We start from the raw sequence: 26,067 nt of genomic DNA, 5'->3' as shown, positions 1-26,067 counted from the left end.
GGCGCGCAGCAGTTTCACCGCCGCTTCACTCAGAGCGAAGCTTCCGATAGCATTCGTCGGTAGTAGGCCACTGTGAGATGGATCACGCATTTCGCGGCGTTCGATATCGAACCGGTAGCGTTGAAAGCCCCTTCGGGCCAGATTCCTGCGCCGAATCCTCGCGAAAATCAACTGCGTGGAACTTCTGCTGCAAAGTCCTGCCGTGCTGCACCGTTGGGGGTTGTTCAGCGTGGCTTCAATCAACGCGAGGGAAGACATGAGTTCATCAACGAAAGCACCGCCGGGCACCGAGAACAGCAGCCCCAGGAAGACCGAGGTCAACAAGACGGTCTTCGTCGGCTCCGCGGCCGGCATCCTCGCCATCACCCTGTGGGCCATCGTGTCACCCGAGACTGCCGCGGCCGGAATCGGCGCGATGGTCGGGTGGGTCTCCACCAATCTGGGCTGGTACTACTTCCTCATCGTCACCGTGGTGGTGATCTTCGTCCTGGTCGTGGCGCTCACCAGGGTCGGCAAGACCAAACTCGGTCCCGACCACTCCAAGCCACAGTTCAGTATGTTCACCTGGGCTTCAATGCTGTTCGCGGCGGGCATCGGCATCGACCTGATGTTCTTCTCGGTGTCGGAACCCATCACCCAGTACCTCGCTCCCCCCCAGGGTGAGGGGGGAACCACCGAGGCGGCCCGCCAGGCGATGGTCCTCACCCTCTTCCACTACGGCATCACCGGCTGGGCGCTGTACGCACTCATGGGCCTTGCCCTCGGCTACTTCGCCTACCGCCAGAACCTTCCCCTCAGCATCCGCAGCGCGCTCTACCCCATCTTCGGCAAGAAGGTCGACGGCGGCCTCGGTGACGCCGTGGACATTGCGGCCCTCCTCGGAACCATCTTCGGCATTGCGACCTCCCTCGGCATCGGCGTGGTCCAGCTCAACTACGGCCTCACGTTCATGTTCGGGCTGCCCGAAAACCTCGCCGTGCAGATCGGCCTCATCGTCGTGGCCGTGGTCATGGCCACCGCATCGGTGGTCTCCGGCGTGGAGAAGGGCATCCGGCGGCTCGCGGAGCTCAACGTCATCCTCGCCCTCGGCCTGATGCTGTTCGTCCTGATCAGCGGCAAGACGAGTTTCCTGCTGGACGGCATCATCCAGAACACCGGTGACGTCCTCAGCCGTTTCCCGGGCATGACGCTCGATACCTTCGCCTATGACCGCCCCGATGCCTGGCTCAGCGGCTGGACCCTGTTCTTCTGGGCCTGGTGGATTGCCTGGGCACCGTTCGTCGGATTGTTCCTGGCACGGATCTCCCGTGGACGGACCATCCGCCAGTTCGTCCTCGGCACCATGATCGTTCCCTTCGCCTTCATCCTGCTCTGGATCTCCGTCTTCGGGAACAGTGCCCTCGACCTCGTCATGGGTGGCAATGCGGACTTCGGGGAGACCGCAATGAACCAGCCGGAACGAGCGTTCTACGGGCTGCTGGAGCAGTACCCGGCCGCTCCGCTGCTGGCAGCAGTCGCGACATTCACCGGCCTGCTGTTCTACGTCACTTCGGCCGATTCCGGCGCACTCGTAATGTCCAACTTCACGTCCCGTCTGAAGGACGCCGACTCCGACGGCCCCAAGTGGCTCCGCATCTTCTGGGCGGTGGCCACCGGCCTCCTGACCCTGGCCATGCTGACGGTCGGCGGCGTTCCGACCCTGCAGAACGCGACCATTATCATGGGACTTCCTCTGTCGGTCCTGCTGCTGTTCATCATGCTGGGGCTCTACAAGGCCCTCCGCGTGGAGAATTCGCTGATCGACAGCTACCGGGCCAGCCTTCCCGGCATCATCTCCGGGCGCGCGGCCGAAGGCCGGGGCGGGCGGAACTGGCGGCAGCGCCTCACCCGCGCCATGTCCTACCCCGGGCCTACCCAGGCCAACCACTTCGTCGACACGGTGGCGCAGCCCGCCCTGCAGGAAGTCCGCGACGAACTTGTGGCACAGAGAGCCGACGTCGTCCTCACCAGCGGAACCGTGGAGGCGTGTGGCATCCGTCACCTCGACCTGCAGGTGAGCCTTGGCGATGAGCGGCCCTTCAAATACCAGATCTATCCCGTGCAGTACGACACGCCGTCCTTCGCAACCAATAATGCGGCGGTGGATGCGAAGTACTACCGGATGGAGGTCTTCTCCCTCGAGGGCAGCCACAGCTACGACCTCACGGGCTACACCACCGAGCAGGTCATCACCGACGTGCTGGACCACTACGAGACACACCTCGAGTTCCTGCACCTCAACCGCGCCCTCCCCGGCAACACGGCCCTCGCCGAGGACCAGAGCGCCAAGGACAACTGGGCGTCAGACTTCCCACACCAGGAGGAAAACAAGTGAGTACAGCAACACTGTTCATCGGCGGTGCGTGGGTGCCGTCGTCCGACGGCGGCACCCGCGCCATCCACTGCCCGGCCGACGGCGGATTCGTCGGCGACGTGTCCGAGGGCACCAGGGAAGACGCCGAGCGTGCCATCGCGGCAGCCCGGAAGTCCTTCGACTCCGGCGAATGGGCTTCTGTGCCCGCACCTCAGCGCGGTGACTTCCTCCTCCGGGTGGCAGCCGAGCTGCGCGTCCGCAAGGACGAGTTCGCCCAGGCCGAGACGCTGGACACCGGCAAGCGCCTGGTGGAGAGCGAAATCGACATGGACGACATCGCCGACTGCTTCGCCTACTTCGGCAAGCTGGCCGGGCAGGACGCCGGGCGCATGGTCGATGCCGGCAACAACAGCGTGGTGAGCCGGATCGCCTACGAACCCGTGGGGGTGTGCGGGCTCATCTCCCCGTGGAACTACCCCCTCCTGCAGTCCGCCTGGAAGATCGCACCAGCCCTCGGCGCGGGGTGCTCCTTCATCCTGAAGCCCAGCGAACTGACCCCGCACACGTCCATCCTGATGATGGACCTCCTCGACTCCCTGGGCCTTCCCAAGGGCGTCGCAAACCTCGTGCTGGGTGCGGGCGCCGTCGTGGGCGCTCCCCTGTCGGAGCACCCCGACGTCGACATGGTGTCCTTCACTGGTGGTCTGGAGACCGGCAAGCGGATTGCCGCGGCGGCGTCGGGCACCATCAAGAAAGTGGCCCTGGAACTGGGCGGCAAGAACCCGAACATCGTGTTCGCCGACGCCGACTTCGACGCCGCCCTCGACAACGCCCTCAATGCCGCCTTCGTCCACTCGGGCCAGGTGTGCTCCGCCGGAGCCCGGCTCCTCGTCGAGGAACCCATCGCCGAGCGGTTCGTCGACGAGCTGGTCCGGCGCGCCCGGGAGATCCGTCTCGGCGGGCCGTTCGACGAGAAGGCCGAAACGGGACCGCTCATTTCTGCCGCCCACCGCGACAAGGTGACCGCCTACGTCCAGAAGGGCCTCGAAGAGGGTGCACGCCTGCGCTGCGGGGGAACCTGGGGCGAGGGAGAACTCGAGAAGGGCTTCTATTACACGCCCACCGTGCTGGACCAGGTGACGCGCGGGTCGTCAGTACTCGTCGATGAAGCCTTCGGACCGGTGGTGACCGTGGAGACCTTCAACGGCGAGGACGAGGCGGTGGAGCTCGGCAACGACACGCAGTACGGTCTTGCAGGAGCAGTCTGGTCACAGGACGCCGGCAAGGGCCAGCGCGTCGCTGCGCGCCTGAGACACGGCACCATCTGGATCAACGACTTCCACCCGTACCTTCCGCAGGCGGAGTGGGGCGGTTTCGGCCATTCCGGCATGGGCCGCGAACTAGGGCCTACCGGATTCGCTGAATACCAGGAGGCCAAGCACATCTACCACAACATCGATCCCGCGGTCACCGGCTGGTTCGAGGCGCGCGTCCAGGAGGAATCGGCATGAGCGGGCTGCAGGAATCGGAATTCGACTACATCGTCGTCGGTGGCGGCTCGGCAGGAGCCGCGGTCGCGGCGCGCCTCAGCGAGGACCCGGAGGTGGAGGTTGCGCTCGTCGAGGCGGGCCCCGACGACCGCGGCTCCGACGTCATCCTGCGGCTGGACCGCTGGATGGAGCTGCTGGAATCGGGGTACGACTGGGATTACCCCATCGAACCGCAGGAGAACGGCAACTCCTTTATGCGCCATGCCCGGGCGAAGGTCATGGGCGGCTGCTCGAGCCACAATTCGTGCATCGCCTTCTGGGCCCCCCGCGAGGACATCGACCAGTGGGAGCGCGAATTCGGGGCGACCGGGTGGAACTCCGACACCGCCTATGCGCTGTACCAGCGGCTGGAAACCAATGAGGACGCCGGCCCTGACGCACCGCATCACGGCGACAGTGGGCCCGTGCACCTCATGAACATCCCGGCGCATGACCCGTCAGGCCGTGCCCTCCTCGAAGCCTGCGCGCAGGCCGGCATCCCGAATGCCAAGTTCAACACCGGCGAGACCGTTCTCAACGGGGCGGGCCTGTTCCAGATCAACCGGCAGGCGGACGGCACCCGGGCGTCGTCGTCGGTGTCCTACATCCATCCGATCCTGGACCGCCCCAACTTCACGCTGCTGACCGACCTGCGGGCGCGGAACCTGCGGATCGACGCCGACCATCGGTGTACCGGTGTCGACGTCGTCGATGGCGCCTTCGGGCGGACCCGCGCCTTGGCGGCACGCCTCGAAGTGGTCGTCTCGGCCGGAGCTATCGATTCGCCGAAGCTGCTGATGCTCTCCGGGATCGGTCCGGCAGAGCACCTCACCGAGCGCGGCGTCGAAGTGCGGGTGGACTCCCCCGGTGTGGGCGAGCATCTGCAGGACCACCCCGAGGGCGTGATCCAGTGGGAGTCCAGGAAACCGATGACGGAGACCTCCACCCAGTGGTGGGAGATCGGGATCTTCACCACCACCGAGGAGGGACTCGACCGCCCCGACCTGATGTTCCATTACGGCTCGGTGCCGTTCGACATGCACACCCTCCGGCAGGGGTATCCGACCACGGACAACGGTTTCTGCCTCACCCCCAACGTCACCCATGCACGGTCACGCGGCACCGTGAAGCTGCGGAGCCGGGACTTCCGTGACAAGCCCATGGTGGATCCCCGCTACTTCACCGATCCCCACGACATGCGCGTGATGATCGCCGGGATCCGGAAGGCCCGCGAGATCGTGGCCCAGCCCGCCATGGCGGAGTGGGCGGGCGAGGAACTGTACCCGGGGAAGGGCGTCCAGACGGACGAGCAGCTCCAGGACTACATCCGGCGGACCCACAACACGGTGTACCACCCGGCGGGCACCGTGCGCATGGGCTCGCCGGACGACCCGATGTCGCCCCTTGATCCGCAGCTGCGCGTCAAGGGGATCCGGGGACTCCGCGTCGCTGACGCCTCGGTGATGCCCGAGCTCACCACCGTCAACCCGAACATCACCACCATGATGATCGGCGAGCGGTGCGCCGACCTCATCAAAACGGACCGCGCCGCCGCTCTCCGGAGCAGCGCCGTCAGCTCTGCGGGAGGTTCAGCGGCGGGCTGACCGGTCCGGGCCGGCCTGCAACATCCGCGAGCCGGCATGCGGAGCAGAAGGTTCCCCATCGGCCATAATGGCCTGATGGGGAATCTTTACCGCTTCAACGCCGTCCTGACCACTGCCGTTCTCGCCGTCACTCTCTCGGCCTGCACTGACAGCGGACCCACGGCCGAGGATGCCGCCCAGGAGCTCGCCGCCGGGCTCGCAGAGCTCGACGTCTCCGGATCCGCCTTCACCACGGTGGAAGCCCAGGACGTCACCACCGACCTCGGCACGATCACCGAAGCGCTGGCCCCTCTCGCCCCCGAGGTCACCGTGGCATCGGTGGAGTCCACCGGCGACGACGCCGCCACGGCCCAGCTGGACTACACCTGGGATGTCGATGCCTCCGACGCCGACTGGATATATTCGACGACGGCAAACCTCACCCGTGCGGAGGACGAGTGGCAGGCGGTCTGGGACCCCTCGCTCTTCGTGCCGGAGTTGAGGGTCGACGAGCGCCTCGAGAAAACCGAGATCCAGCCGGAGCGGGCCGGAATCACCAGTGCCGACGGTGAGGCCATCGTGACGGAACGGCCCGTGGTCCGGGTGGGTATCGACAAGATGCAGATTTCGGAGGCGGAGCAGCCGGCAGCGGCCTCCGCCCTCGCGGAACTCCTCGAAATCGACGCCGCCGCGTACACCGAACAGGTTGCCGCCGCGGGCTTCGAGGCATTCGTGGAGGCCATCGTGCTCCGCGATGACGCGTCCCGCACCGTCACCGACGAGCAGATCGGGGCCATTCCCGGTGCCATCGTGCAGGCAGACACCCTTGCGCTGGCGCCCACCCGCACCTTCGCCCGGGAACTCCTGGGATCCGTGGGTCAACCGAGCGCCGAACTCATCGAGCAGTCAGGCGGGACCCTTGCCGCCGGAGACATCACCGGATTGTCCGGCCTTCAGCTGCAGCACGACGACCAGCTCTCGGGAACGTCCGGCCTCGGAATCACCGCGGTGTCCGGGGATGGAGCTGGGCCCCGGCAGCTCTTCGAGAAGGCGCCGGTGGCCGGCACCCCGCTCGCCATCACGCTGGATCCAGCAATGCAGGCGTTGGCCGAGCAGGTCCTGGCGGAGGAACCGTCGGCGTCGTCGATCGTGGCCGTCCGTCCCAGCTCGGGGGAGATCCTCACGGTGGCCAACGGCCCGGGCAGTAACGGCCTGCAGACCGCCCTCCTCGGACAGTACCCGCCGGGATCCACCTTCAAGGTCGCCACGAGCCTCGCGCTGCTCCGCGAGGGCTTCACCCCCGACACCCCGACGGAGTGTCCCGCCGAGCTCGACGTCGAGGGCCGCACCTTCAAAAATGCCAGCACGTATCCGGCGCAATTCGTCGGAACGATCCCGCTGCTCCAGACCTTTGCGCAGTCCTGCAACACCGGCTTCATCTCGAACCGTGACATCGTGTCCCAGCCGGAACTCGCCGCGGCAGCGGCCGATCTCGGCGTCGGCGTCGAATCGACCATCGGGCTCCCTGCCTTCTTCGGTTCGGTACCCGAGGAGGCGGAGGGCACAGCGCACGCCGCCGCTCTGATCGGCCAGGGAGAGGTGCTGGTCTCACCGCTCGCGCTGGCCACCATGACCGCCAGCGTCGGCAACGGCGCGCGGATCACCCCGACGCTACTGGCACAGGGGCAGAACGCCGGGCAGCCGTCGTCGTCCCCGTCCCCGTCCCCGTCGTCCCCCTCGGGCACCGCGGACCAGGGCGACGCCGCGGCTCCCAGCGCACTCACGCCTGAGGAAGCCGAGACGCTCCGGACCCTGATGCGCGCCGTCGTCACCGAGGGAGGCGCACAGCTCCTCGGCGACGTCCCCGGGGACCCCGTCCTTGCCAAGACCGGAACGGCCGAGTTCGGCAGCGAGGACCCACCACGCACTCACGCGTGGATCGTCGCGCTGCAGGGCGATCTCGCGGTGGCCGTCTTCGTCGAGGAGGGAGAACTGGGCTCGACCTCCGGTGGACCACTGATGAAAGCCTTCCTGCGGGGGCTCGTGCCCTAGGATTTGCCAGCAGAAGCTGCCAGCAGCTCAACACCGGGAGACTTGGGGGTTCCACCACGGCGTGACATCGCTAGGCCCGCATCCGCACGCGGATGCTGTTTCGTTCATCCCGGTAAGCCCGTAGAAAGGGTTGTAGTGGATTTTTCCTTCGTACCGTTCGTCATAGGTGCAATCGTTCTTCTCATTCTCCTCGTCGTCATCGCGATTCTCGCGAAGATGGCACTCCATATCGCCAGTCCCGACCAGGCCCTCATCATCTCGTCGCGCGACAGCAAGGGTCAGCCGGACCCTGACAGCCAGCGCGTGGTTTTCGGTCGCGTCTTCATCAACCCGTTCTCGCAGCGGGCCTATCCCCTGTCCCTCGCGTCCCGGCAGGTCTCACTGAAGATCGAGGGCATCTCCCTCAACGGCATCAAGCTGCATCTCACCGGAGTGGCACAGGTGAAGGTCGGGGGCGACGCCGATTCCGTGCGCAAGGCCGCCCAACGTTTCCTGAACCAGCAGGACGCCATCGACCACTACACGCAGGAGACGCTCTCCGGTTCGCTGCGCTCGATCGTGGGCACCCTGACCGTCGAGTCGATCATCCGCGACCGTGCCACCTTCGCCAAGAGCGTCAAGGAGGAAGCCGAACATTCCATGCACAACCAGGGTCTGGAGATCGACACCTTCCAGATCCAGTCCGTCGATGACGATTCGGGCTACCTGAAGAACCTCGGCCGGCCCGAAGCTGCGCTCGCCGAGCGGAACGCGAAAATCGCCGAAGCACGCTCGGTCCAGGAATCCGAGCAGGCCCGGGCGATCTCCGACGAGCAGGTTGCGCTCGCCCAGCAGCAACTGATCATCCGCAGGGCGGAACTGAAGGAGGAGGCCGACGCCCGTCAGGCACGGGCCGACGCCTCGGGTCCGCTGGCCCAGGCCGAGCAGAACGAGCAGGTCATCATCCGTGAACAGCAGGTCGCCCAGCGGCGCGCCGAACTGCGCGAACGGGAGCTCGACACCGAGGTCCGCAAGCCGGCCGATGCTGAGAAGTACCGGCTGATCCAGCAGGCCGATGCCAAGCTCGAGGAACGACGGCGTGCCTCCGAGGCCACCGAGATCGAAGCGCGGGTCGAGCTCGCCAAGCGGAAACTGAAGGCCGAGGGTGACCGGGTGGGTGCTGAGGCCGATGCCGCAGCGAACACGGCACGCGGTAACGCGGAGGCCGGCATCAATGAAGCCAAGGGCCGCGCCGATGCAGCGGTCATCAGCTCGCGCGGTAATGCCGAGGCTGTCTCCACGGAGGCCAAAGGCAAGGCGGAGGCCGCCGGTATCGCAGCGCAGGCCGAGGCGTACCAGAAGTTCAACCAGGCCGCGATCCTCAGCAAGGTCCTCGAGGTGCTTCCCGCCATGGCCCGCGAGGTCGCGGCACCCATGTCCGCGATCAAGAACATGACGGTGGTCTCGAACGACGGCGCCAGCCAGCTGAGCAAGAACGTCTCGAGCGGCGTGCATCAGACCACACAGATGATCAAGGACACCACGGGCCTCGACATCATTGCGTTGTTGGGCGACGCCCTTCGGAATGCTGATCCCACCCGGCGCGGCGCGGCGCCCGGTTCATCGACCGCGGCAGCCCCGCAGGGCGGTAGTCCCGCTGCGGGAGCTGACTCCTGACCCGCTGAGGGTCGGGCACGGCCCGCCTTTCGGGGCACTTACCGGGCCCGCCGCTCAGAACTGATGCAGGCGCCCGGCCGGACCATTCCGGCCGGGCGTTCTTCATGCCGTGCATCTTGATGAAAAACAGAGCTTCCCTGCAATCGGCACTTGAGGGCGGAAGCCCATCCTTGGAACAGAGGCCTCCCCGGCGACCCGCCGTGGCCCCTTTTCTAGGGAAGTGAACATGCAGCACGAACAAACCCTTGGCGCTCTGACCTTCGCCGGCCTGAGTGTTGACGAAGTGTGGCTTCACTACCTGAACATGGGCGGGGGAATCGGAGAGACTGAGGTCGATGCCTATCTGCACGGGATGATGGCTCTTCCCATGGACGAGCGGAACAGCGTGTCACAGGCCGTGAACGAGCTGATCGACGACATCCTGGACGTCACCTCCGGCACCCTGTACCGCGCGCCGTACAGTTCCGATCATTCCAGCAACAAGCGATCGCGGACTTCTCTGAGCCGGCGATCTCCTGACGTGCCGGAACAGCTCATTTCCTGAGGCTGCATCTATACCCTTCTGAGTTCAGGGAAATCTGTACAATCGACAGGTGGAAACCCTTACGCACTCATCGGTACTGTCCAGGTTCGGTCATGCCCTTTCCGATCCGACCCGGTCCCGGGTGCTGCTCTCACTCCGGGACGCTCCGGCCTACCCCAGCGATCTGGCCGACATGCTGGGAGTGAGCCGCCAGAAATTATCCAACCACCTGGCCTGCTTACGCGGCTGCGGATTGGTGGTGGCCGTTCCGGAGGGGCGCCGGACCCGTTATGAGCTGGCGGATTCGAAACTGTGCAGCGCGCTCACTGAACTGCTGGCCGTGGTGCTGACCACCGACCCGGGGCATTGTGCCGAGAGTGCCGGGAAAGGGTGCTGTTGATGAGCCTGCTGAAACCCACCATCAACCGTCCCGATACGGCCCGCCGGGCAGTACTGTCGCGTCGTATCCGCCTCCTCGTTGCAGCGACCATCACCTACAACACCGTCGAGGCTGTGGTGGCGATTGCCGCTGGAACTGTGGCGTCCTCGGGCGCACTGATCGCGTTCGGCCTCGACTCGATCATTGAAGTGATCTCCGCGGCGGCGGTGGCGTGGCAGTTCGCCGGGCGCAACCCTGAAGCGCGGGAAAAGACTGCCCTGCGGTTCATCGCGTTCTCCTTTTTTGGTCTGGCCGCCTTCGTCGGTATCGATGCGGTCCGTGCGTTGATAGCCGGTGGAGAGGCAGAGCACTCGACGGTGGGCATTGTCCTGGCCTCCGTGAGCCTGGTCATCATGCCCGTGCTTTCCATGGCTCAAGGCCGTGCCGGCAGTGAATTGGGTTCACGGTCAGCGGTGGCCGATTCTAAACAGACCCTGTTGTGCTCCTACCTCTCCGCGGTGCTGCTGGTCGGGCTACTGCTCAACAGCCTCCTCGGGTGGCAATGGGCCGACCCGATCGCCGCCCTGGTTATCGCCGTCTGGGCCATCAAGGAAGGCCTGCAAGCGTGGAAGGGCGACGCCTGCTGCGCGAACCCGCTGGGCGACGCCGATACCCATGAGAAAGGGGAAACGGCGACAGAGCCCGGTTGCACCTGCTGCCACTGACGCATTCCCCAACGAGCTGGAACCGCAAGCGTTCAGGGATCAGCTTCCCTTGGGCGGCTCCTGCGGCCGGGGCGGGCGCCGTGCTCATCTGGAGGAAAAGTTACCGGTAATACGAAAGGCGCATGCTGCCCGAGGGCACAATTTCCTTGCCAAGCGGCATCAGGGACACCGGGATGAGCTTGAGGTTGGCTATTCCCAGGGGGATTCCGATGATGCTGACGAACATGGGAATGGCAGTGACAACGTGCCCGATGGCGATCCAGATTCCCGCCACCAGGACCCAGATGACGTTCCCCAGCGTCGAGAACAGGTACGTCTTGCCTCCGCGGTCCACCACGCTTCGCCCGAAGGGCCACAGCGCGTAGGCGCCGATGCGGAAGGAAGCTATTCCGAAGGGGATGGTGACGATCAGCAGGCAACAGAGGATTCCCGCGGCGAAATAGCCGAGGGCCAGCCAGATTCCGCCGAACAGCAGCCAAATGACATTCAGGAGAGCGTTCATGCCTTCATTCTTCCCCAGAAAGCACCGGCATGCCGGGTATAGCGAAAAAGCGCCCCTCCCCCGGAGGGAAGGAGCGCTTGTTCGGCGGTACTGGTTCCGGCTAGCGCGTGCGGCGGTCGTTCGACGCCGGCGCTGTTGCACGGCGTGAACCGCTGGGACGCCGTGCGGCATCCGAACGGCCGGCCGACGGCGCACCGTGGGTACGCTGCCCGCCCGCTGCCTGACCACTGCCTGCTGTTGCCGGACGCCTCGGGGCGACATCACCGGCGCGCTGGCCCGTCGCCGGCCTGCGGGTTCGGGCTGCGCCGTTCTCGGACGAGGTCCCCGCCTCCGACGGACGACGACGACCGGCGCCGGTTCCGCCGTTTGCATCCGACCCGAACCTTGGGGCCTGGGGCTGGTCCTTGCGACGCTCGGAGCGGTTGCCCGAGGGCCCTTCGGCAGCCACGCGGCCACGACCACCGCGGCCTCCACGGCCTCCCGGCGCCGGCGCTGCGGCACCACGACGCGCACGCTTGCGCTCGGCATTGGCCCCGGTGGAGGTACCGTCGCCGCGCTGGGTTTCACGCTGCGCGAGCAGCGCCGCACGAGTGCGCGGATCGATCTTCTCGGCGACGTCACCGATGAGCTTGCCCACCAGTGGTGAGGTCGCCTTCACGTTTTCGAACGCCACGTCGACGCCCGCTGCACGCATCAGCTTCTGAACTTCGGATTTCTGCTCGGGAAGCGTGATCGTGACGACGGTTCCGGAGGATCCGGCGCGCGCCGTCCGTCCCGAGCGGTGCAGGTAGGCCTTGTGCTCCGTGGGCGGGTCGACGTGGACCACGAGCTCGACGTCGTCCACGTGGACACCGCGGGCCGCGACGTCGGTAGCCACCAGGACGCGCACATCCCCGCTGGAGAATTCGGCGAGGTTCCGGTCGCGGGCGTTCTGCGACAGGTTGCCGTGGAGGTCGACGGCGGGGATGCCGGCGTCGGTCAGGGTCTTGGCCAGCTTCCGGGCATGGTGCTTGGTACGCATGAACAGCAGGCGGCGGCCGGTTCCCGACGCCAGCTGGACGATCAGCTGCTTTTTCTGCGTCTGGTCGCCGATGAGCAGAACGTGGTGCTCCATGGTGGTCACTGCAGCCTGGGGGTCATCTACGGAGTGGGTCACCGGCTTGGTCAGGTAGCGGTTCACGAGCTTGTCCACGCCGTTGTCCAGCGTCGCGGAGAACAGCAGCCGCTGCCCTTCGGCGGGAGTGGTGTCCATGAGCTTCTTGACCACGGGAAGGAAACCGAGATCGGCCATGTGGTCCGCTTCGTCCAGCACCGTGATCTCGACCGATTCGAGTGAGATCAGCTTCTGGCGCATGAGATCCTCGAGGCGACCCGGGCAGGCGATGACGATATCGACGCCTGCGCGAAGTGCCTTCTCCTGGCGCTGCTGGGACACGCCGCCGTAGATGACGGTGGTATTGAGCCCGAGCACATTGGCAAGGGGCTCGATAGTGTTGTTGATCTGGGTGGCCAGTTCGCGGGTGGGAGCGAGCACCAGGGCCAGTGGCCGGCCCGGCTTGCGGCGGTAGGCCGCTTCCTGCTCGGCCAGCCGGGCGACCATGGGCAGCGCGAACGCCAGGGTTTTTCCTGAACCAGTGCGGCCACGGCCCAGGACGTCGCGTCCGGCGAGGGTATCGGGAAGGCTCTTGACCTGGATGGGGAATGGTTCGGTGATTCCCTGAGCGGAGAGGTTTTCGACCAGCGCTTTGGGCACACCGAGGGCAGCAAAAGTAGTCATGTAGTTAGCACGAACTTTCTTCTCATCTTCCCCGGCGCCGGTTGGCACAGGGGTTCGCCGAAGAAAAGTCAGACAGTGTCCACCGCGCTCCGTCGGGAGCATTTGCGGGACAAAAGAAAGCGTTCATCGACGCATGCCGCGCGTCAAGCAACCGATGGGATCCGGCATGTGCGCAGGCAAGTCTCTCCATTCTAGCATTCCTCGACGCCCGTCCTGCCCGCTACTGGAACAGGGTGGTGAGAAGCTCGTCCGATTCAGCCTGGGCTTCTCCGTCGAATGCTCCGCCGCTGACGAGCACTTCATCGGCCCCGGTGTCCGACAGCAGCTGCGCCAGCCTCCTGTCGACCTCCGGAACAGTGCCGTAGATCGAAGTGGCAAGAAAGTCGTCCATCAGCTTCTTCTCCCGGGCCGGAACCGCAGCGTAGGCCGCCGCTCCCATCGGTTCCAGGGGAGGAAACTCACCCCTCGTCCGAGAGACGGCCAGAGCACGGGCTTCGGGCAGGAGCTGCTCCCGTGCGGCGTCAGAGGTGCGTGCCACCGCAATGTTCACCGAGACCAGCACAAATGGCTCATCCCGCCACGCCGATGGCCGGAACTGCGCGCGGTATTGCTCGATCGCCGGAATCTTCCCGTCGGAGCTCCTTTGAGTAAGCGCCGGGCCGCCAAGGACGACGCCGAGCCCGGCTCTCGCAGCAATTCCGACTCCTGCGCCGGTGGCGAGAACGAAAACCGGCGTCGTGGAGGAATCCTGCGGGCGGGCAGTGATGGCCGCCGAGCCCGAGAGGTAGGCGAGCAGTTCGATCACATCGGCTTCGAACCGGTCCGCCCCCTCCTTACCGCTGCGAAGCGCGTCCCGGACGGCGGGAGTGAATCCGACCGAGCGTCCCACGCCCAGGTCGATGCGTCCGGGATAAAGCGCCGCGAGGGTGGCCGCCTGCTCGGCGACCACCAGCGGCTGATGATTCGGCAGCATGATTCCTCCCGAACCCACCCGGATCGTCCCGGTCCGGGCCGCGATCGCCGCCATCAGGACGGCGGGTGCCGAGCCCGCGATCCCGGGCACTCCATGGTGTTCCGCCACCCAGAAGCGGTGGTAGCCCAGGGCCTCGGCACGCGCTGCCCGCTCCACTACCCCGCCCAGCGCCTCCGCTTCGGAAAATTCTGCCCGGGAGTTGGCGCGATCGAGGATTGAGAACCTGGCGGATGAAGGCATACTCCCTCAAACCTCGGAGGAAGGAAAGGAATTCCGTCGATAGGACGGGAAGGCTTCTTGTCCGGCGGCGGCGGCATGGGTGCTGGTCTAGGGTGGATCGGAGATACCGACCAGGAAGGCCTTGTCCTATGCATTCCGTAACTTTGGGTTCGTCGCTCGAGGTGTCCCGTCTGGGCCTCGGCTGCATGGGGATGTCCGCGTTCTACACGGGAAGCGGCCGGGACGATTCCGGGGCGGTCGCCACGATCCACCGGGCGTGTGAGCTCGGTGTCACCTTCTTCGACACAGCCGAGATGTACGGACCGTACGCCAACGAGGAACTCCTCGGCCGGGCTTTCGTCGGCAGGCGGGACGACGTCGTGATCGCCACGAAGTTCGGCACCATCCGGCACACGGCGGATGATGCGATGGGCCTTGATGGCAGTGCCGAGAACGTGCGCCTTGCTGTGGAGGGCTCCCTTCGGCGGTTGCGCACCGACTACATCGATCTTTACTACCAGCACCGCATGGATCCGGATGTTCCGGTGGAGGAGACCATGGGCGCACTCGGCGAGCTGGTGCAGGAAGGGAAGCTCCGGCATATCGGTCTTTCGGAAGCCGCCCCCGCCACGATTCGGCGGGCGCATGCCGTCCATCCAGTGACAGCGCTGCAAACCGAATACTCGCTGTGGTCCCGGGATCCTGAGCGGGAAATTCTTCCGCTCGTGCGCGAGTTGGGGATCGGCTTCGTGCCCTACTCCCCCCTGGGCCGGGGGTTCCTCACCGGAACCATCCGATCGGTTGACCAACTTGACGAGTCGGATTTCCGCCGCAACAACCCCCGCTTCGCCGGCGAGAACCTGCAGGCGAACATCCGGATCGTGGAGCAGGTCGACGCCGTCGCCGGTCAGCTGGGCGCGAAACCGGGACAGGTGGCATTGGCCTGGCTCCTGGCCCAGGGCAACGACATCGCACCGATCCCCGGAACCAAACAGATCCGGTACCTCGAGGAGAATGTCGCCGCCGATTTCCTCGAACTCAGCGGTGAGCAACTCGCAGCACTCGATGGTGTCGCGGCTCCGGTGGGAGACCGGTATGCGGACATGTCGCCCCTCAACCGCTGAAGCCATACCGGGCTACCGCCATGGACGATGCCCCAAGGTCCGCACCGTTGCAGGGGTTGTCAGTTGTTGGTCGCTGTCCGCTCTGAATGCCTGGAGCATGAGAGGAGGACCCCTGTCAGCGCCAGAAGCGAGATCATCGATGATCCGCCGTAGGAGATGAACGGCAACGGCACTCCCACCACCGGTACCAGTCCGGTGACGACGCTGATATTGAGGACGGTTTGTGCCAGAATCCAGACGAGGGCTCCACCGCAGATCAGGGTCACATGCAGTTCGCCGGACAGCGTGGCGATACGGTAGATCGCGAAAGCCAGCGTGGCGAAGAGAATGAGCATCACGGCGGCTCCGACGAAGCCCAACTCCTCGCCCAGGACAGCGAAAATGAAGTCGTTGTGAGCCTCCGGTATCCAGTGCACCTTCTGCCTGCTCTGGCCCATTCCGACGCCGAACATGCCGCCTCCGGCAAGGCCGTATGTTGCCTGGACTCCCTGATACCCGAGCCCTTCCGCTGTTCCGGCACTGGCCGGGTCCAGCCACGCAGAAATGCGGCTTGTCCGGTTGGAACTGGAGATGACGGCAGCGAATGCCGCCAGCGCGAACACCGCGAGACCGGCCCCGAATACCGTCAGGCTGGCTCCTGCGAAGAAGAACAGTCCGGCGATGATGAGCACGAGGATCGCGGCCGTCCCCAGGTCCTTCCCGGCAAGCACCAGCGCGACGGCGGCCAAGGACACCGGGAGGACCGGGAAGAGAAAGGGCCTGAGATTCCGGGAAGACCGCGTTCGCCGCGCAAGGACGTTGGCTCCCCAGATGATGGTGCCCAGTTTGAGGAACTCCGACGGCTGCACGGTGATTGGCCCGATTCCGATCCAGTTCCTGTTTCCGTTGACTTCAATCCCCAGTGGCGTGAAGACCAGCAACGTCAGCACGAAGGATCCGATGAGGATCAACCCGGCGTACCTTCTGAACAGGTGCAGGGGCAGGCGTGAGAAGACGACCAGGACGGCGAGGCCGATCCCGACCCATAGTGCCTGCTTGTAGAAGGTTTCGTAAGGGGACTTTCCCTGGGCTGCAAGCTCGAAAGAGGATGCCGAGAGGACCATCATCAGCCCGATGGCAACCAACGCGAGCGTGGTTGTCAGAAGGAGGGCACGGGCGTCGCTGTGGGATGCCGGCCCCTTGCTTCCGAGATGCCGAACGGCTTTGAACAACATCCGGGCCGAATGACCTCGCGGCGGAGAGGGTGCTCGGGTCGGCCTCGTGGTTGTTGTCACCCGGCGGACCGCTGCCCGGGGTTGACGGACTCGAGGTATTGCTTCACGGCCGCTTCCGGCACCCGGTATGAGCGACCGAAACGGATGCCGCTGATTGCACCTGACTGCACGAGCCGGTACACCGTCATCCTCGATACCCGCATTGTCGCGGCCACCTCCGAGACGGTATAGAAGGGCCCTGCCATCATGTCCTCGCCCATAGCACACCACTTTCACAAGCTCATAGGTCACATCTGTGACTTCTCAACTCTGTTCGACGGCAATGGGCGCAACAAGAGTAGTCAATACCTGTCTCGGCCCTGCAATTCGAGTAGTGATCGATTCGTTCACAGGGCAGAAAAGAAGGAACCCACGACTCCGATGAGTCGTGGGTTCCTCCGTGCGTCCCGCACCTACCAACGAGGAGCGTGGGGCTCCTGCTGATTACAGCAGTGGCTTGTTCCCACGTTCTGCGGCGCTTCTCGTATTGCTCTCCGCGGTTCCGTCCGAATCACCGTCGAGGTCAGTCAGGCCGTTGGTCTGATCGAAAGGATGGACCACGTCCCTGTCGGTGCCATCGCCGATCGGGCGGTCCGCGAGCGTATCAGCGCCTCCGACGGTTTGGGCAGGCAACGGCGTACCGGTCTGCGGTGTTGCGACGGGCGAGACAGTCTCGGGGACGACCGTCGCTGTGGGATGATCGTCCTTCTTGGCTGCTGCGGCCACACCAACGGCAGCGGCAGCGGCAGCGAGCCCGACACCAGCAGCCACCTTCCCCGAAACGCCCGCCTTGCCCTTGTCGCCACGCGAGCCTGCAGCGTCTTCGATGCCCGGCGTCCCGACTGCGGCGCCTCCGATCGACCCGCGCCATGCACCGGAGGCGTAGCCTTCATCCTCGATGAATTCCTTGAAGCGGTTCAGGTCACCCTCGGCCTGGTTCTCCACCACGTTGAGTTTGTCGCCGATCTTTTCCACCAAGCCCTCGGGCTCATACTCAAGGGTGAGGTGCACCGATGTCTGGCCGCCCCCCACGTCTTCGAAGGTCACCGATCCAGCATTTGTCGCGCCCTCGGTCGCGGCCCAAGCCACCTTGCGGTCCACGATCTGCTCAAGGATCTTCGCTTCCCACTGCCTGCGAACACCGGCAAGCTCCGCGACCCACTCCAGACGGTCATCGCTCAGCTGGGTCACGCTCTTCACGCCGCCCATGAAATGGGGGAATTCCTCGAACTGGGTCCACTGGTTGTAGACGGTGCTCACCGGCATGTTCACCAGGATGCGCTTTTCGACTGTCGTGCTCATAGTGTCTCCTTCAACTAGAACAGGCGATGACGAAACGGTTCCTTATTCGTCAGTAGGCTTACTATACCGCCCGCGTCCAGCGGTGGCCATGGCGCAGCGCCCGCGGCTGCGGTGAAAGCCACCTACGGTACTTGGCGGTCCACCGTTGCAATACCCGTTCGGAACGCAGGGATCCTCGAGAATCAATCCCCGGAATCTCCGGTCAACGGCACTAAATACTTTGACAACGGCGAGCCGCTTCGACAGCCTGAGTCGGAGATCTGCAAAGCACATTGACTGAGATGAGGCGTTTCATGGACCCGGCCCTGTTTTCCATCCGTGACCAGGTGTTTCTACGCAACCCGGGCGAAACCGAGTTCCACCAGGCTGTGGTCGAGGTCTTCGATTCGCTGGGGCCGGTGCTGAGAAAGCATCCCGAGTTCGTCGATGCCGCCGTACTGGAGCGGATCTGCGAACCGGAGAGGCAGATCATCTTCCGGGTCCCGTGGGTGGACGACTCGGGGACCGTCCGGATCAACCGTGGGTTCCGCGTCGAATTCAATTCCGCCCTCGGGCCCTACAAGGGCGGGTTGCGTTTCCACCCCTCGGTGTACCTGGGCATCGTGAAGTTCCTTGGTTTCGAACAGATCTTCAAGAACGCGCTGACCGGCATGCCGATCGGCGGTGGCAAAGGTGGTTCGGACTTCGACCCCCGGGGCAGATCCGACGCCGAGGTGATGCGGTTCTGCCAGTCCTTCATGACCGAGCTCTACCGCCATATCGGCGAGTACACTGATGTTCCGGCCGGCGATATAGGGGTCGGTGGAAGGGAAATCGGCTACCTGTTCGGCCAGTACAAACGCATCACCAATCGGTATGAGTCCGGCGTGCTCACCGGCAAGGGTGTCAGCTGGGGCGGGTCCCTCGTCCGCCCCGAAGCGACTGGATACGGGACAGTACTGTTCGCCAGGGAGATGTTGCGGGCCAGGGGCCTGGACTTCGAGGGCCAGCGGGTGATTGTTTCCGGTTCCGGAAACGTTGCTGTTCACGCCATTGCCAAGGCACAGCACTTCGGCGCCACCGTCGTCGCCTGCTCCGATTCCTCCGGCTATGTGGTGGAGGAATCAGGTATCGATGTCGATCTGCTGCGCCAAGTGAAGGAAAACGAGCGCGGCAGGATATCGGAGTACGCGGACAGGAGAGGCTCCGGTGCCCATTTCGTTGCCGGCGGATCGATCTGGGATGCAGGAGCAACGGTTGCGCTGCCCTGCGCAACCCAGAATGAACTGGACGAATCAGCCGCCGGTGCCCTGATCACCTCCGGTGTGCTCGCAGTGGCCGAGGGTGCGAATATGCCGTGCACGCCGTCAGCCGTCGAGGCCTTCCAGCAGGCCGGCGTCCTTTTCGGTCCGGGCAAGGCAGCCAACGCGGGCGGAGTTGCGACGTCGGCCCTGGAGATGCAGCAGAACGCGAGCCGTGATTCCTGGACCTTCGAACACACCGAGCAGCGCCTGACGGAGATCATGGTCGGTATTCATGACCGGTGCGCGGCGACTGCTGAGGAGTACGGCGTACCGGGCAACTATGTAGCCGGTGCGAATATCAGCGGTTTCGTCAAGGTGGCAGACGCAATGCTCGCGCTGGGCGTTGTATAGCCCGGGTAAATGCTTACGTTGGCGCCTAGAGTTATCGGTGAACGATCAAGTCAGCAGGGAAGGGAGATCCAATGAACATGCCGGACAAATCCAGGGACAGCGAGCAGGGCGAGGGAACGGGGCCCGAGGGCACAATCCCTGATTCGAAGGACGGCATCGGCGCTACGTCCACCGACGAGCCGTCCACCTTCGAGCCTGAGGAGGACGAACCGAAAGACGACGGCGGCTCCCGGCACAGCGCGTAGGACTGAAGGCGGCGGGGTGGAAGCCTAGGGCCGGACGTCCTGAATCAGCCGGTTGCGGCCCGAAAGCAGGGCAGTGAAACACAGCAGGGCCATGCTGCCCGCGGTTGCGGCGAGGGGCAGGGTCCACCCGCCGCTCCAGTCTCGGAGCGCGCCGAACACCACCGGGCCGGCCGCTCCCAGCGCATACCCTATCGACTGGGCCATTCCCGAAAGCGCCGCCGCCTGGGAATGGTGGCTGGTGCGGAGGCTGAACAGGGACAGTGCGATGACGATCAGGCTCCCACAGCCAAGTGCGCCCGCGACTACCCACAGCATTGTCAGGCCTGGTGCAAAAGCCAGGCCTGCATAGGTGATGAGGGCCAGGACGCTGGCCGTCAACGCGATCATGCGCTGGTCCGCGAACCTGTGGAGCAATGCTCCGGTGCCGAGGCTGGCACCGACACTCACGAGCAGGAAGATCGACAGGTGCGTCCCGGCCGCGGCCTCGGACACTCCCTGGTCCTGCTCGATAGTGGGGAGCCAGGCCATGAGAACGTAGAACGCCACGGATTGCAGTCCCATGAAGAAGGTGACCTGCCACCCGAGCACCGATCTCCAGGGGGACAGATACGGCCCCCGGTGCGGTTCGGGTACCCGCTGTTGTTCGTCCTGTCGCAACAGGCTTGGCAGGAGGGCCGCTACCGCGACCAGGGCGAGCCCGGCCCAGATGCCAAGGGCAACCCTCCAACCCGCCTGCGGCATCTGGGCGATGGGCACCACGAGTGCCGCACCCAAAGCTGCCACCGCCGCCTGGGTTGCCGTGTAGCTTCCGGTCACCTGGCTGACCCGTCCGGGGAAGTCCCGCTTCACCAGGGAGGGCACCAGGACGTTGAGGAAGGCGATAGCAATCCCGATGAGGCCCGTTCCTGCCCAAATGAGCCCCGCCAAAGGAACCGAGCGAAGGACGATTCCCGCCGCCAGCAACAGCAGGGAGGCCCACAGGGCTCGGTCGAGGCCGAGCCGGGAAGCGAACACAGGAGCGACTGGTGAGAAGACGGCGAAGGCGATCAGCGGCAATCCGGTGAGGAGCCCGGCCCCCGCGCTGGACAGTCCCAGGTCAGTGCTGATGTCGTTCAGCAGGGGGCCGACACTGACGAAGGAGACCCGCAGGTTCACGGCGATCAGCATTACGCCGACAAATGCGAGGCCCACGCGGGCGCTGCGTCCGGCATTCACGTCAGTAGGAGCAGGCATTCCATCCTCTTCACGGCGGACGAAGGGGGCCTTCGAGGGGATGTCGCGCCCCCAGTCCTCCCTCGGTATCGGCACGAGCAATGGAATCCGTTGCGTGCACGCAATCACCGAGCCTACAGTGGGGCCGAAACGGTTTCAGCGAAACTTCCGGAGGGAAACGCCATGGACAAGAAGGATGAAGGCCAGGAACCGGTGGTACGCCACCACAGCGAGGCACCGGCTGAGGGGGACCGGACGGCCGACCCATCAGACACCGGAGTGCACGCCCAGGATCCCGCGGAGGGCCCGGATACCGGGGACACCGAGCCCGACGAGTGAGAATTCTCCACGCCAGGCGTCAGGAGGAATACCTCCGGTGCCGGTCGCGGCAGGATCCGGGTGCGCGGTAGCCTAGAGAGCGATGAACGTAGATCAGGACGTCCCGGCAGCAACACCAGCAGCAACCATCCCAGGCACTGCCGCCACGGGCGAGCAACCGTTTCGCAGCCGGCCCGTATCCTTCGTCCGGCGGGGTTCGCGGCTCCAGGGCCGACGCCGGGAAGCGTGGGAGGAACTGGCCGACGAATACCTGATCGCCCTTCCACGGATCACCACCGACACGTCGGTGGCACCGGATTTCACCCTCGACGTCGACGCCGTCTTCGGGCGGCACGCTCCCCTCGTGGTGGAAGTGGGGTCCGGCCTGGGTGAAGCGATCACCCACCTGGCGGAGCGCGAACCCGACAAGAACTTCCTCGCCCTCGAGGTATACCGGCCGGGCCTCGCCCAGACCATGCTCCGGATCGACCAAAGGGGACTGACCAATGTCCGGGTGGCCCAGGTCAACGCTGCCGAAGCCCTGGAGGCGATGCTGCCGGCGTCGTCGGTCAGTGAGTTGTGGGTTTATTTCCCGGACCCCTGGCACAAGGCCCGTCACCTGAAACGGCGCCTCATCCAGCAGCCCTTTGTCGATCTTGCGGCCCGCGTCCTTGCCCCGGGATCGCTCTTCCGGCTTGCCACGGACTGGTCGAGCTACGGAGTGCAGATGCGCAACGTACTCAATGCCTCCCCGCACTTCGAGAACCTGCACGACGGCGAGCGCACCGGCGCGCTGAGCCCGCTCACCCAGGTCTGGGAAAGCGGTGTCGAACTCGTGGTGGGCGGGGCGCCGATCCGTGAAGGCAAGGACCCGGTCAGCACCGGCAACACCGGAGTCAATGAAGGCACCGACACCCTTGGAGGGTGGGCTCCCCGTTTCGAAGGCCGTCCCCTGACGAGTTTCGAGAACAAGGCCCTCGAGGCGGGGCGGATGGTCTTCGACCTCACGTACCGCCGCCTCTGAATCCGCGCTGCCGGTCCAGATGAGCTGTTTCGACGCGGGCAGTCCCTGGCCGGGACATGCCAAGGGCAGCGTCGGCTACCGGCGGGTGCTCCTGGCCCTCTTTTTCGCGGGAGTTGCCACTTTCGCCCAGCTCTATTCGGTGCAGGCAGTACTTCCCGGGCTTGCCCGGAGCTTCGCCGTCTCTCCGTCCGACGCAGCGCTCACCGTGTCCGCAGCCACCCTGGGGCTGGCACTCGCCGTCATTCCGTGGTCCTGGGTGGCGGATCGCGCGGGCCGCAAGCAGACCATGGCGTGGGCGATCAGCACCGCCGTCGGGCTGGGCCTCCTCGTCTCCACAGCGCCGACGTACGAGGTGCTGCTGCTGATCCGGTTCGCCGAGGGCGCGGCACTTGGCGGCATTCCCGCCGTTGCCCTTGTCTATCTGCACGAGGAAATCCAAAAACTCCACGTAGCGGTGGCTGCGGGCACGTACGTGGCAGGGACCACGATCGGTGGGCTGACGGGGCGGATCATCGCGGGGCCGGTTGCTGAAGCAAGTGACTGGCGGATGGGGGTGCTCAGCGTGAGTGCCGTCGCGGCACTCTCGGCGGCGGCGTTCCTCTGGCTTGCCCCGCGCCCACGCGGTTTCGAGGCGTTTGTCCCCGGCGCAGGTCCACCGCTCTGGCAACGTGTGGCGCTGAATCTGCGCTCGGCGCGCCTTTTCGCCCTGTACGCGCAGGGCTTCCTGCTCATGGGAGCTTTCGTGGCGGTGTACAACTACCTGGGATTTCGGCTCGAGCGGCCGCCGTTCCTGCTGCCGGAATCCCTCGCGAGCCTGATGTTCCTTGCCTACCTCGCCGGGACGGCGACGTCCCGGATCGCCGGGGGCCTCACCATTCGGTACGGCAGGTTGCCTGTACTCCTTGCCGGCATTCCGGTCATGGTCGTCGGCCTGGCCGTGACCCTGGCGGATTCGATTCCGTGGATTCTGGTGGGCCTGCTGATCTTCACCGGCGGATTCTTCATCGTCCATTCCATTGCGGCGGGCTGGACGCCGGGCCTGGCCACGCTGGGCCGTGGCCAGGCCTCGAGTCTCTACAACTTCTCCTACTACGCCGGCTCGAGCCTGCTCGGCTGGACGGGTGGCCTGTTCTTCGTGCGTTTCGGCTGGCTCGGCGTCGCGGGCTTCGCCGCGGGCCTGGCCGTCCTCGCGGGGATCATCGCGGCAGGGGCACTGCGTTCAGCGCCGGGGGCACAGCCCGCACCCGGATAGGCTCCCAGTTCCTGTGCGGTCAGTTGAACGACGACGACGGCAGGTCCTTCTCCCCGTCGACGATCGCCTGCACTATGCGGTCCGCCACAGCACCCGGGTCCTTGCCCTGCGGCAGCCGGGGCGCGTCGCCGGCGATCGGCCGCGCAGCCAGCCCCGTCTCGGTGTGCGGAGGCCGGACATCTATCACCCGCACGCCCTGGCGCCTCAGTTCGAGGGTCAGCGCCTTGCCGTAAGCGCTGAGTCCTGCCTTCGTCACCGAATACGCGGCCATCCCCGCAGTCGGGCTCTCGGCAACCACTGCACTCACCTGCACCACCACAGAATCCCTTACCAGCTGTGGACCTACTTCGCGCATGAGCCGCATGTATCCAAGGAGGTTCACGAGCATCAGCTCATCGAGGGTGTCGTCCTCCACAGCAACCGCCGGTCCGAAGGCGACGACTCCCGCGGCGAACACCAGTCCGTTCAGTTCCTTGCCATACACGGCCGCCGCGATCTCCGTCGGCGAGCCCGCCTTTCCGAGATCTGCGGCGACTGTCCCCTCGACGGCGTTGCCGAGTTCGTCCGCCAGGGCCTGCAGTTTCGCTGCTGATTTCCCCGAGAGCGTCAATCGCGCTCCCAGCGCCGCCAGCCTTCGAGAAAGCTCGGCTCCGAGAACCCCGGTGGCACCGACGACCAGGAAATGGGAACCGCTGAGCTCAGTCATACGGCGACTTTACCAATCCGGTTCCGGGGACCCTGAAAGATTCGTCACTAATTGCTAAGCCTGCTTGCTATTATGTGGAGTGGCGAGGGCGTCGATGTGGCGACCGAAGGTTGTACTGACGGAAGGGAACAGCATGGTTACACGGAAACAGGGGGAGCCTCCGGTTGGGGACGTCCGCGGATTCGACCGGGCAACTGATGTCCCTGCTCCGGGATCAGGGATCTCCGGCCATGTCAACAAGAAGGCACCCAAGGGCAGCGGCCGCGCGGCGGCTCTTCCCGAAACCGATGCTCCTTCCGCAACTACCGGGTCCACCGGCAGGAAGGGCCGCAAGGGCAAAAAGATGGCCGCCCGGACGGCCACCGGTGGAGAACGCACCGGCGCTGAAGACATCGCCGCCGGGACAGCGGCTCGCAGTGATCCTGGCCAGCCAGCAGGTCAGGTGATCGTGCGGTCCGAGGAGCAGGTCCGGGTGATCACCCAGACCAAGCAGCTGGGAAGGGTGCGTCTCTCCAAAACCGTCGTCACCGAGAATGTTCTGCGGACGATCACCGTTCGCCGTGAGGAGATCCGGATCGAACAGGTGCAGGACACCGAAGCCGTTTCCGCCGTCGGTCCCGGCACGAGCCCCGCGGTCGGTGCGGGTTCCGGCGCCGCTCCGGGCGTGGAGATCAGCAGTCCGGAACTGGAGAATGGCCGCTATTCGATCGTGCTTTCCGAGGAGCGCCCCGTCGTCCGGATGGAGACCGTCGCCGTGAAGCGGATCCGGCTCAGCAAGGACATGATCCTCACCGAGGAATCCCTCACCGCTGACCTCCGCAAGGAAGTTGTCGACACCGGCACCCTCGCCGGTTCCGCCCCCGAGAAAATGCCAGCTACAAGGAGCACCGATGATTACGCAGGATGATGTCAACACCCTTCTCAGGGGTCGTGGCAAGGTTTTCGCCAGCGACGGCGACAAGCTTGGTCCCATCGGTCAGATCTACGTCGATGACGACACCGACCGGGCAAGCTGGGTGACGGTCAATACCGGGTTGTTCGGAACCTCCGAAACTTTCATCCCGCTCGAAGGCGCCGTGATCGATGGGAAGGATCTTCGGGTGACCTATCCGAAGGACAGGGTGAAGGACGCCCCGAAGGTGGACCGCGACGGCCACCTCAGCCCCGAGGAGGAGCACCTCCTCTACCGCCACTACGGCCTGCGAGAGTCCGGCACGACCGACGCGGTTGGTACGCCCTTGTCCGAAAGCGAAGCATCGGTAGCACCCTCCTCCGATTCGACGGAAGCCCCTGCACTGACACTTTCCGAGGAGCAGCTGCGAATCGGCGTCGAACGGCGCGAGGCCGGGCGTGTCCGTCTGCGGAAATATGTCGTTACCGAAACCGCTACGCGAACCGTTCCGCTATCCCGTGAGGAGGTGCGCATCGAGCGTGAGCCCATTTCCAGTGCCAACCGCAAGAAGGCGCCCCGAAATGCGGAGCTCCGTGAAGAGGTGTTCGAGATCACCCTCCATGAGCAACGGGCGGTCGTCGGGAAGGAAACCGTCGCGGTTGAACGGGTTCGGCTGGCCAAGGACACGGTCACCCACACCGAGACGGTGAACGAAGTGGTCCGGAAGGAACGCCTGGAGACGGACGGGGTCACCGGGGTCGACGGGTCCGGTGGATTCGACGACGCCACTCCCCTCCGCTGACCATCGACCGCACCTCCCAATCCCAGACCCAG

The 26,067-nt window shown here is 65.3% G+C and carries 24 protein-coding genes; 16 read left to right on the top strand and 8 right to left on the bottom strand.

Going from position 1 to position 26,067, the window contains the following annotated elements:
- Positions 1–256: 256 nt before the first annotated feature.
- The 8 genes from betT to IWX75_RS02550 all read left to right on the top strand — a co-directional run bounded on the left by betT (position 257) and on the right by IWX75_RS02550 (position 10,800).
- A complete protein-coding gene (gene betT, locus IWX75_RS02585; protein WP_196820666.1) occupies positions 257–2,374 on the top strand; it encodes a choline BCCT transporter BetT in 2,118 nt (705 codons plus the stop codon).
- Positions 2,371–3,864, top strand: a complete 1,494-nt coding sequence (locus IWX75_RS02580; RefSeq protein ID WP_196820665.1) for an aldehyde dehydrogenase family protein — start codon at positions 2,371–2,373, stop codon at positions 3,862–3,864. The genes betT and IWX75_RS02580 overlap by 4 nt, the downstream gene beginning before the upstream one ends.
- Positions 3,861–5,486 (top strand): GMC family oxidoreductase, encoded by a 1,626-nt coding sequence (locus IWX75_RS02575; protein WP_196820664.1) that lies wholly within the window; start codon positions 3,861–3,863, stop codon positions 5,484–5,486. The genes IWX75_RS02580 and IWX75_RS02575 overlap by 4 nt, the downstream gene beginning before the upstream one ends.
- A gap of 75 nt (positions 5,487–5,561) precedes the next feature.
- Entirely contained in the window at positions 5,562–7,517 is a 1,956-nt protein-coding gene (locus IWX75_RS02570; RefSeq protein ID WP_196820663.1) for a penicillin-binding transpeptidase domain-containing protein, read from the top strand.
- 135 nt (positions 7,518–7,652) lie between these two features.
- Positions 7,653–9,173 carry a flotillin family protein gene (locus IWX75_RS02565; RefSeq protein ID WP_334684053.1) on the top strand — a complete coding sequence of 507 codons (1,521 nt, stop codon included), beginning with the start codon at positions 7,653–7,655 and terminating at the stop codon, positions 9,171–9,173.
- Positions 9,174–9,399: 226 nt separating this feature from the next.
- Positions 9,400–9,717 carry a hypothetical protein gene (locus IWX75_RS02560; RefSeq protein ID WP_196820662.1) on the top strand — a complete coding sequence of 106 codons (318 nt, stop codon included), beginning with the start codon at positions 9,400–9,402 and terminating at the stop codon, positions 9,715–9,717.
- Between the two features lie 49 nt (positions 9,718–9,766).
- The gene (locus tag IWX75_RS02555) at positions 9,767–10,096 is read left to right on the top strand and encodes an ArsR/SmtB family transcription factor (RefSeq protein WP_196820661.1); all 330 of its coding nucleotides are present in this window, start codon (positions 9,767–9,769) and stop codon (positions 10,094–10,096) included.
- Positions 10,096–10,800 (top strand): cation transporter, encoded by a 705-nt coding sequence (locus tag IWX75_RS02550; protein WP_196820660.1) that lies wholly within the window; start codon positions 10,096–10,098, stop codon positions 10,798–10,800. Before IWX75_RS02555 ends, IWX75_RS02550 begins: the two co-directional genes overlap by 1 nt.
- 100 nt (positions 10,801–10,900) lie before the next feature.
- On the opposite strand, the gene IWX75_RS02545 is transcribed toward IWX75_RS02550, so the two are convergent.
- From IWX75_RS02545 to IWX75_RS02535, 3 genes are all read right to left on the bottom strand, one after another.
- Complete coding sequence (locus IWX75_RS02545) at positions 10,901–11,302, bottom strand: YccF domain-containing protein (RefSeq protein ID WP_196820659.1); 402 nt, start codon at positions 11,300–11,302, stop codon at positions 10,901–10,903.
- Positions 11,303–11,402: 100 nt separating this feature from the next.
- Positions 11,403–13,079: a DEAD/DEAH box helicase gene (locus IWX75_RS02540; protein WP_196820658.1), complete on the bottom strand. Its 1,677-nt coding sequence runs from the start codon at positions 13,077–13,079 to the stop codon at positions 11,403–11,405.
- 220 nt (positions 13,080–13,299) lie between these two features.
- Positions 13,300–14,292 (bottom strand): MsnO8 family LLM class oxidoreductase, encoded by a 993-nt coding sequence (locus tag IWX75_RS02535; protein ID WP_196820657.1) that lies wholly within the window; start codon positions 14,290–14,292, stop codon positions 13,300–13,302.
- A 128-nt stretch (positions 14,293–14,420) separates the two neighbouring features.
- Between IWX75_RS02535 and IWX75_RS02530 the strand changes: the two genes are divergently transcribed.
- Positions 14,421–15,395 carry an aldo/keto reductase gene (locus IWX75_RS02530; RefSeq protein ID WP_196820656.1) on the top strand — a complete coding sequence of 325 codons (975 nt, stop codon included), beginning with the start codon at positions 14,421–14,423 and terminating at the stop codon, positions 15,393–15,395.
- A gap of 59 nt (positions 15,396–15,454) precedes the next feature.
- On the opposite strand, the gene ftsW is transcribed toward IWX75_RS02530, so the two are convergent.
- The 3 genes from ftsW to IWX75_RS02515 form a co-directional block, all read right to left on the bottom strand.
- Positions 15,455–16,609, bottom strand: coding sequence for a putative lipid II flippase FtsW (ftsW, locus tag IWX75_RS02525; protein ID WP_196820655.1), 1,155 nt, complete (start codon positions 16,607–16,609; stop codon positions 15,455–15,457).
- A gap of 56 nt (positions 16,610–16,665) precedes the next feature.
- Positions 16,666–16,869 (bottom strand): helix-turn-helix domain-containing protein, encoded by a 204-nt coding sequence (locus IWX75_RS02520; RefSeq protein WP_196820654.1) that lies wholly within the window; start codon positions 16,867–16,869, stop codon positions 16,666–16,668.
- 223 nt (positions 16,870–17,092) lie between these two features.
- A complete protein-coding gene (locus IWX75_RS02515; protein WP_196820653.1) occupies positions 17,093–17,950 on the bottom strand; it encodes an SRPBCC family protein in 858 nt (285 codons plus the stop codon).
- Positions 17,951–18,243: 293 nt separating this feature from the next.
- On the opposite strand from IWX75_RS02515, the gene gdhA reads away from it, so the two are divergent.
- Positions 18,244–19,584, top strand: coding sequence for an NADP-specific glutamate dehydrogenase (gdhA, locus tag IWX75_RS02510; protein WP_196820652.1), 1,341 nt, complete (start codon positions 18,244–18,246; stop codon positions 19,582–19,584).
- Positions 19,585–19,655: 71 nt separating this feature from the next.
- The gene (locus IWX75_RS02505) at positions 19,656–19,829 is read left to right on the top strand and encodes a hypothetical protein (protein WP_196820651.1); all 174 of its coding nucleotides are present in this window, start codon (positions 19,656–19,658) and stop codon (positions 19,827–19,829) included.
- 24 nt (positions 19,830–19,853) lie between these two features.
- Here the strand turns inward: IWX75_RS02505 and IWX75_RS02500 are convergent, their stop codons facing one another.
- Positions 19,854–21,062 carry a CynX/NimT family MFS transporter gene (locus IWX75_RS02500; protein ID WP_196820650.1) on the bottom strand — a complete coding sequence of 403 codons (1,209 nt, stop codon included), beginning with the start codon at positions 21,060–21,062 and terminating at the stop codon, positions 19,854–19,856.
- Between the two features lie 162 nt (positions 21,063–21,224).
- Here IWX75_RS02500 and IWX75_RS02495 point away from each other — a divergent pair, with 162 nt between their 5' ends.
- The 3 genes from IWX75_RS02495 to IWX75_RS02485 all read left to right on the top strand — a co-directional run bounded on the left by IWX75_RS02495 (position 21,225) and on the right by IWX75_RS02485 (position 23,635).
- Positions 21,225–21,380: a hypothetical protein gene (locus tag IWX75_RS02495; RefSeq protein ID WP_196820649.1), complete on the top strand. Its 156-nt coding sequence runs from the start codon at positions 21,225–21,227 to the stop codon at positions 21,378–21,380.
- An 82-nt stretch (positions 21,381–21,462) separates the two neighbouring features.
- The gene (gene trmB / locus IWX75_RS02490) at positions 21,463–22,383 is read left to right on the top strand and encodes a tRNA (guanosine(46)-N7)-methyltransferase TrmB (protein WP_196820648.1); all 921 of its coding nucleotides are present in this window, start codon (positions 21,463–21,465) and stop codon (positions 22,381–22,383) included.
- Positions 22,384–22,402: 19 nt separating this feature from the next.
- Positions 22,403–23,635, top strand: a complete 1,233-nt coding sequence (locus IWX75_RS02485) for an MFS transporter (RefSeq protein WP_196820647.1) — start codon at positions 22,403–22,405, stop codon at positions 23,633–23,635.
- Positions 23,636–23,654: 19 nt separating this feature from the next.
- Here the strand turns inward: IWX75_RS02485 and IWX75_RS02480 are convergent, their stop codons facing one another.
- Complete coding sequence (locus IWX75_RS02480; RefSeq protein WP_196820646.1) at positions 23,655–24,341, bottom strand: SDR family NAD(P)-dependent oxidoreductase; 687 nt, start codon at positions 24,339–24,341, stop codon at positions 23,655–23,657.
- A 133-nt stretch (positions 24,342–24,474) separates the two neighbouring features.
- Between IWX75_RS02480 and IWX75_RS02475 the strand changes: the two genes are divergently transcribed.
- On the top strand, positions 24,475–25,248 hold the full coding sequence (locus tag IWX75_RS02475; protein WP_196820645.1) for a YsnF/AvaK domain-containing protein: 774 nt from the start codon (positions 24,475–24,477) through the stop codon (positions 25,246–25,248).
- Positions 25,232–26,035 carry a DUF2382 domain-containing protein gene (locus IWX75_RS02470; RefSeq protein ID WP_196820644.1) on the top strand — a complete coding sequence of 268 codons (804 nt, stop codon included), beginning with the start codon at positions 25,232–25,234 and terminating at the stop codon, positions 26,033–26,035. Before IWX75_RS02475 ends, IWX75_RS02470 begins: the two co-directional genes overlap by 17 nt.
- The last annotated feature ends 32 nt before the right edge of the window (positions 26,036–26,067 follow it).

Source organism: Arthrobacter sp. CAN_A6 (genome assembly GCF_015751715.1).
In the GTDB taxonomy this organism is placed as follows: Bacteria; Actinomycetota; Actinomycetes; order Actinomycetales; family Micrococcaceae; genus Arthrobacter_D.
Note: the sequence above shows the minus strand (reverse complement) of the source record. Positions and strands in the feature narration are given on the sequence as shown.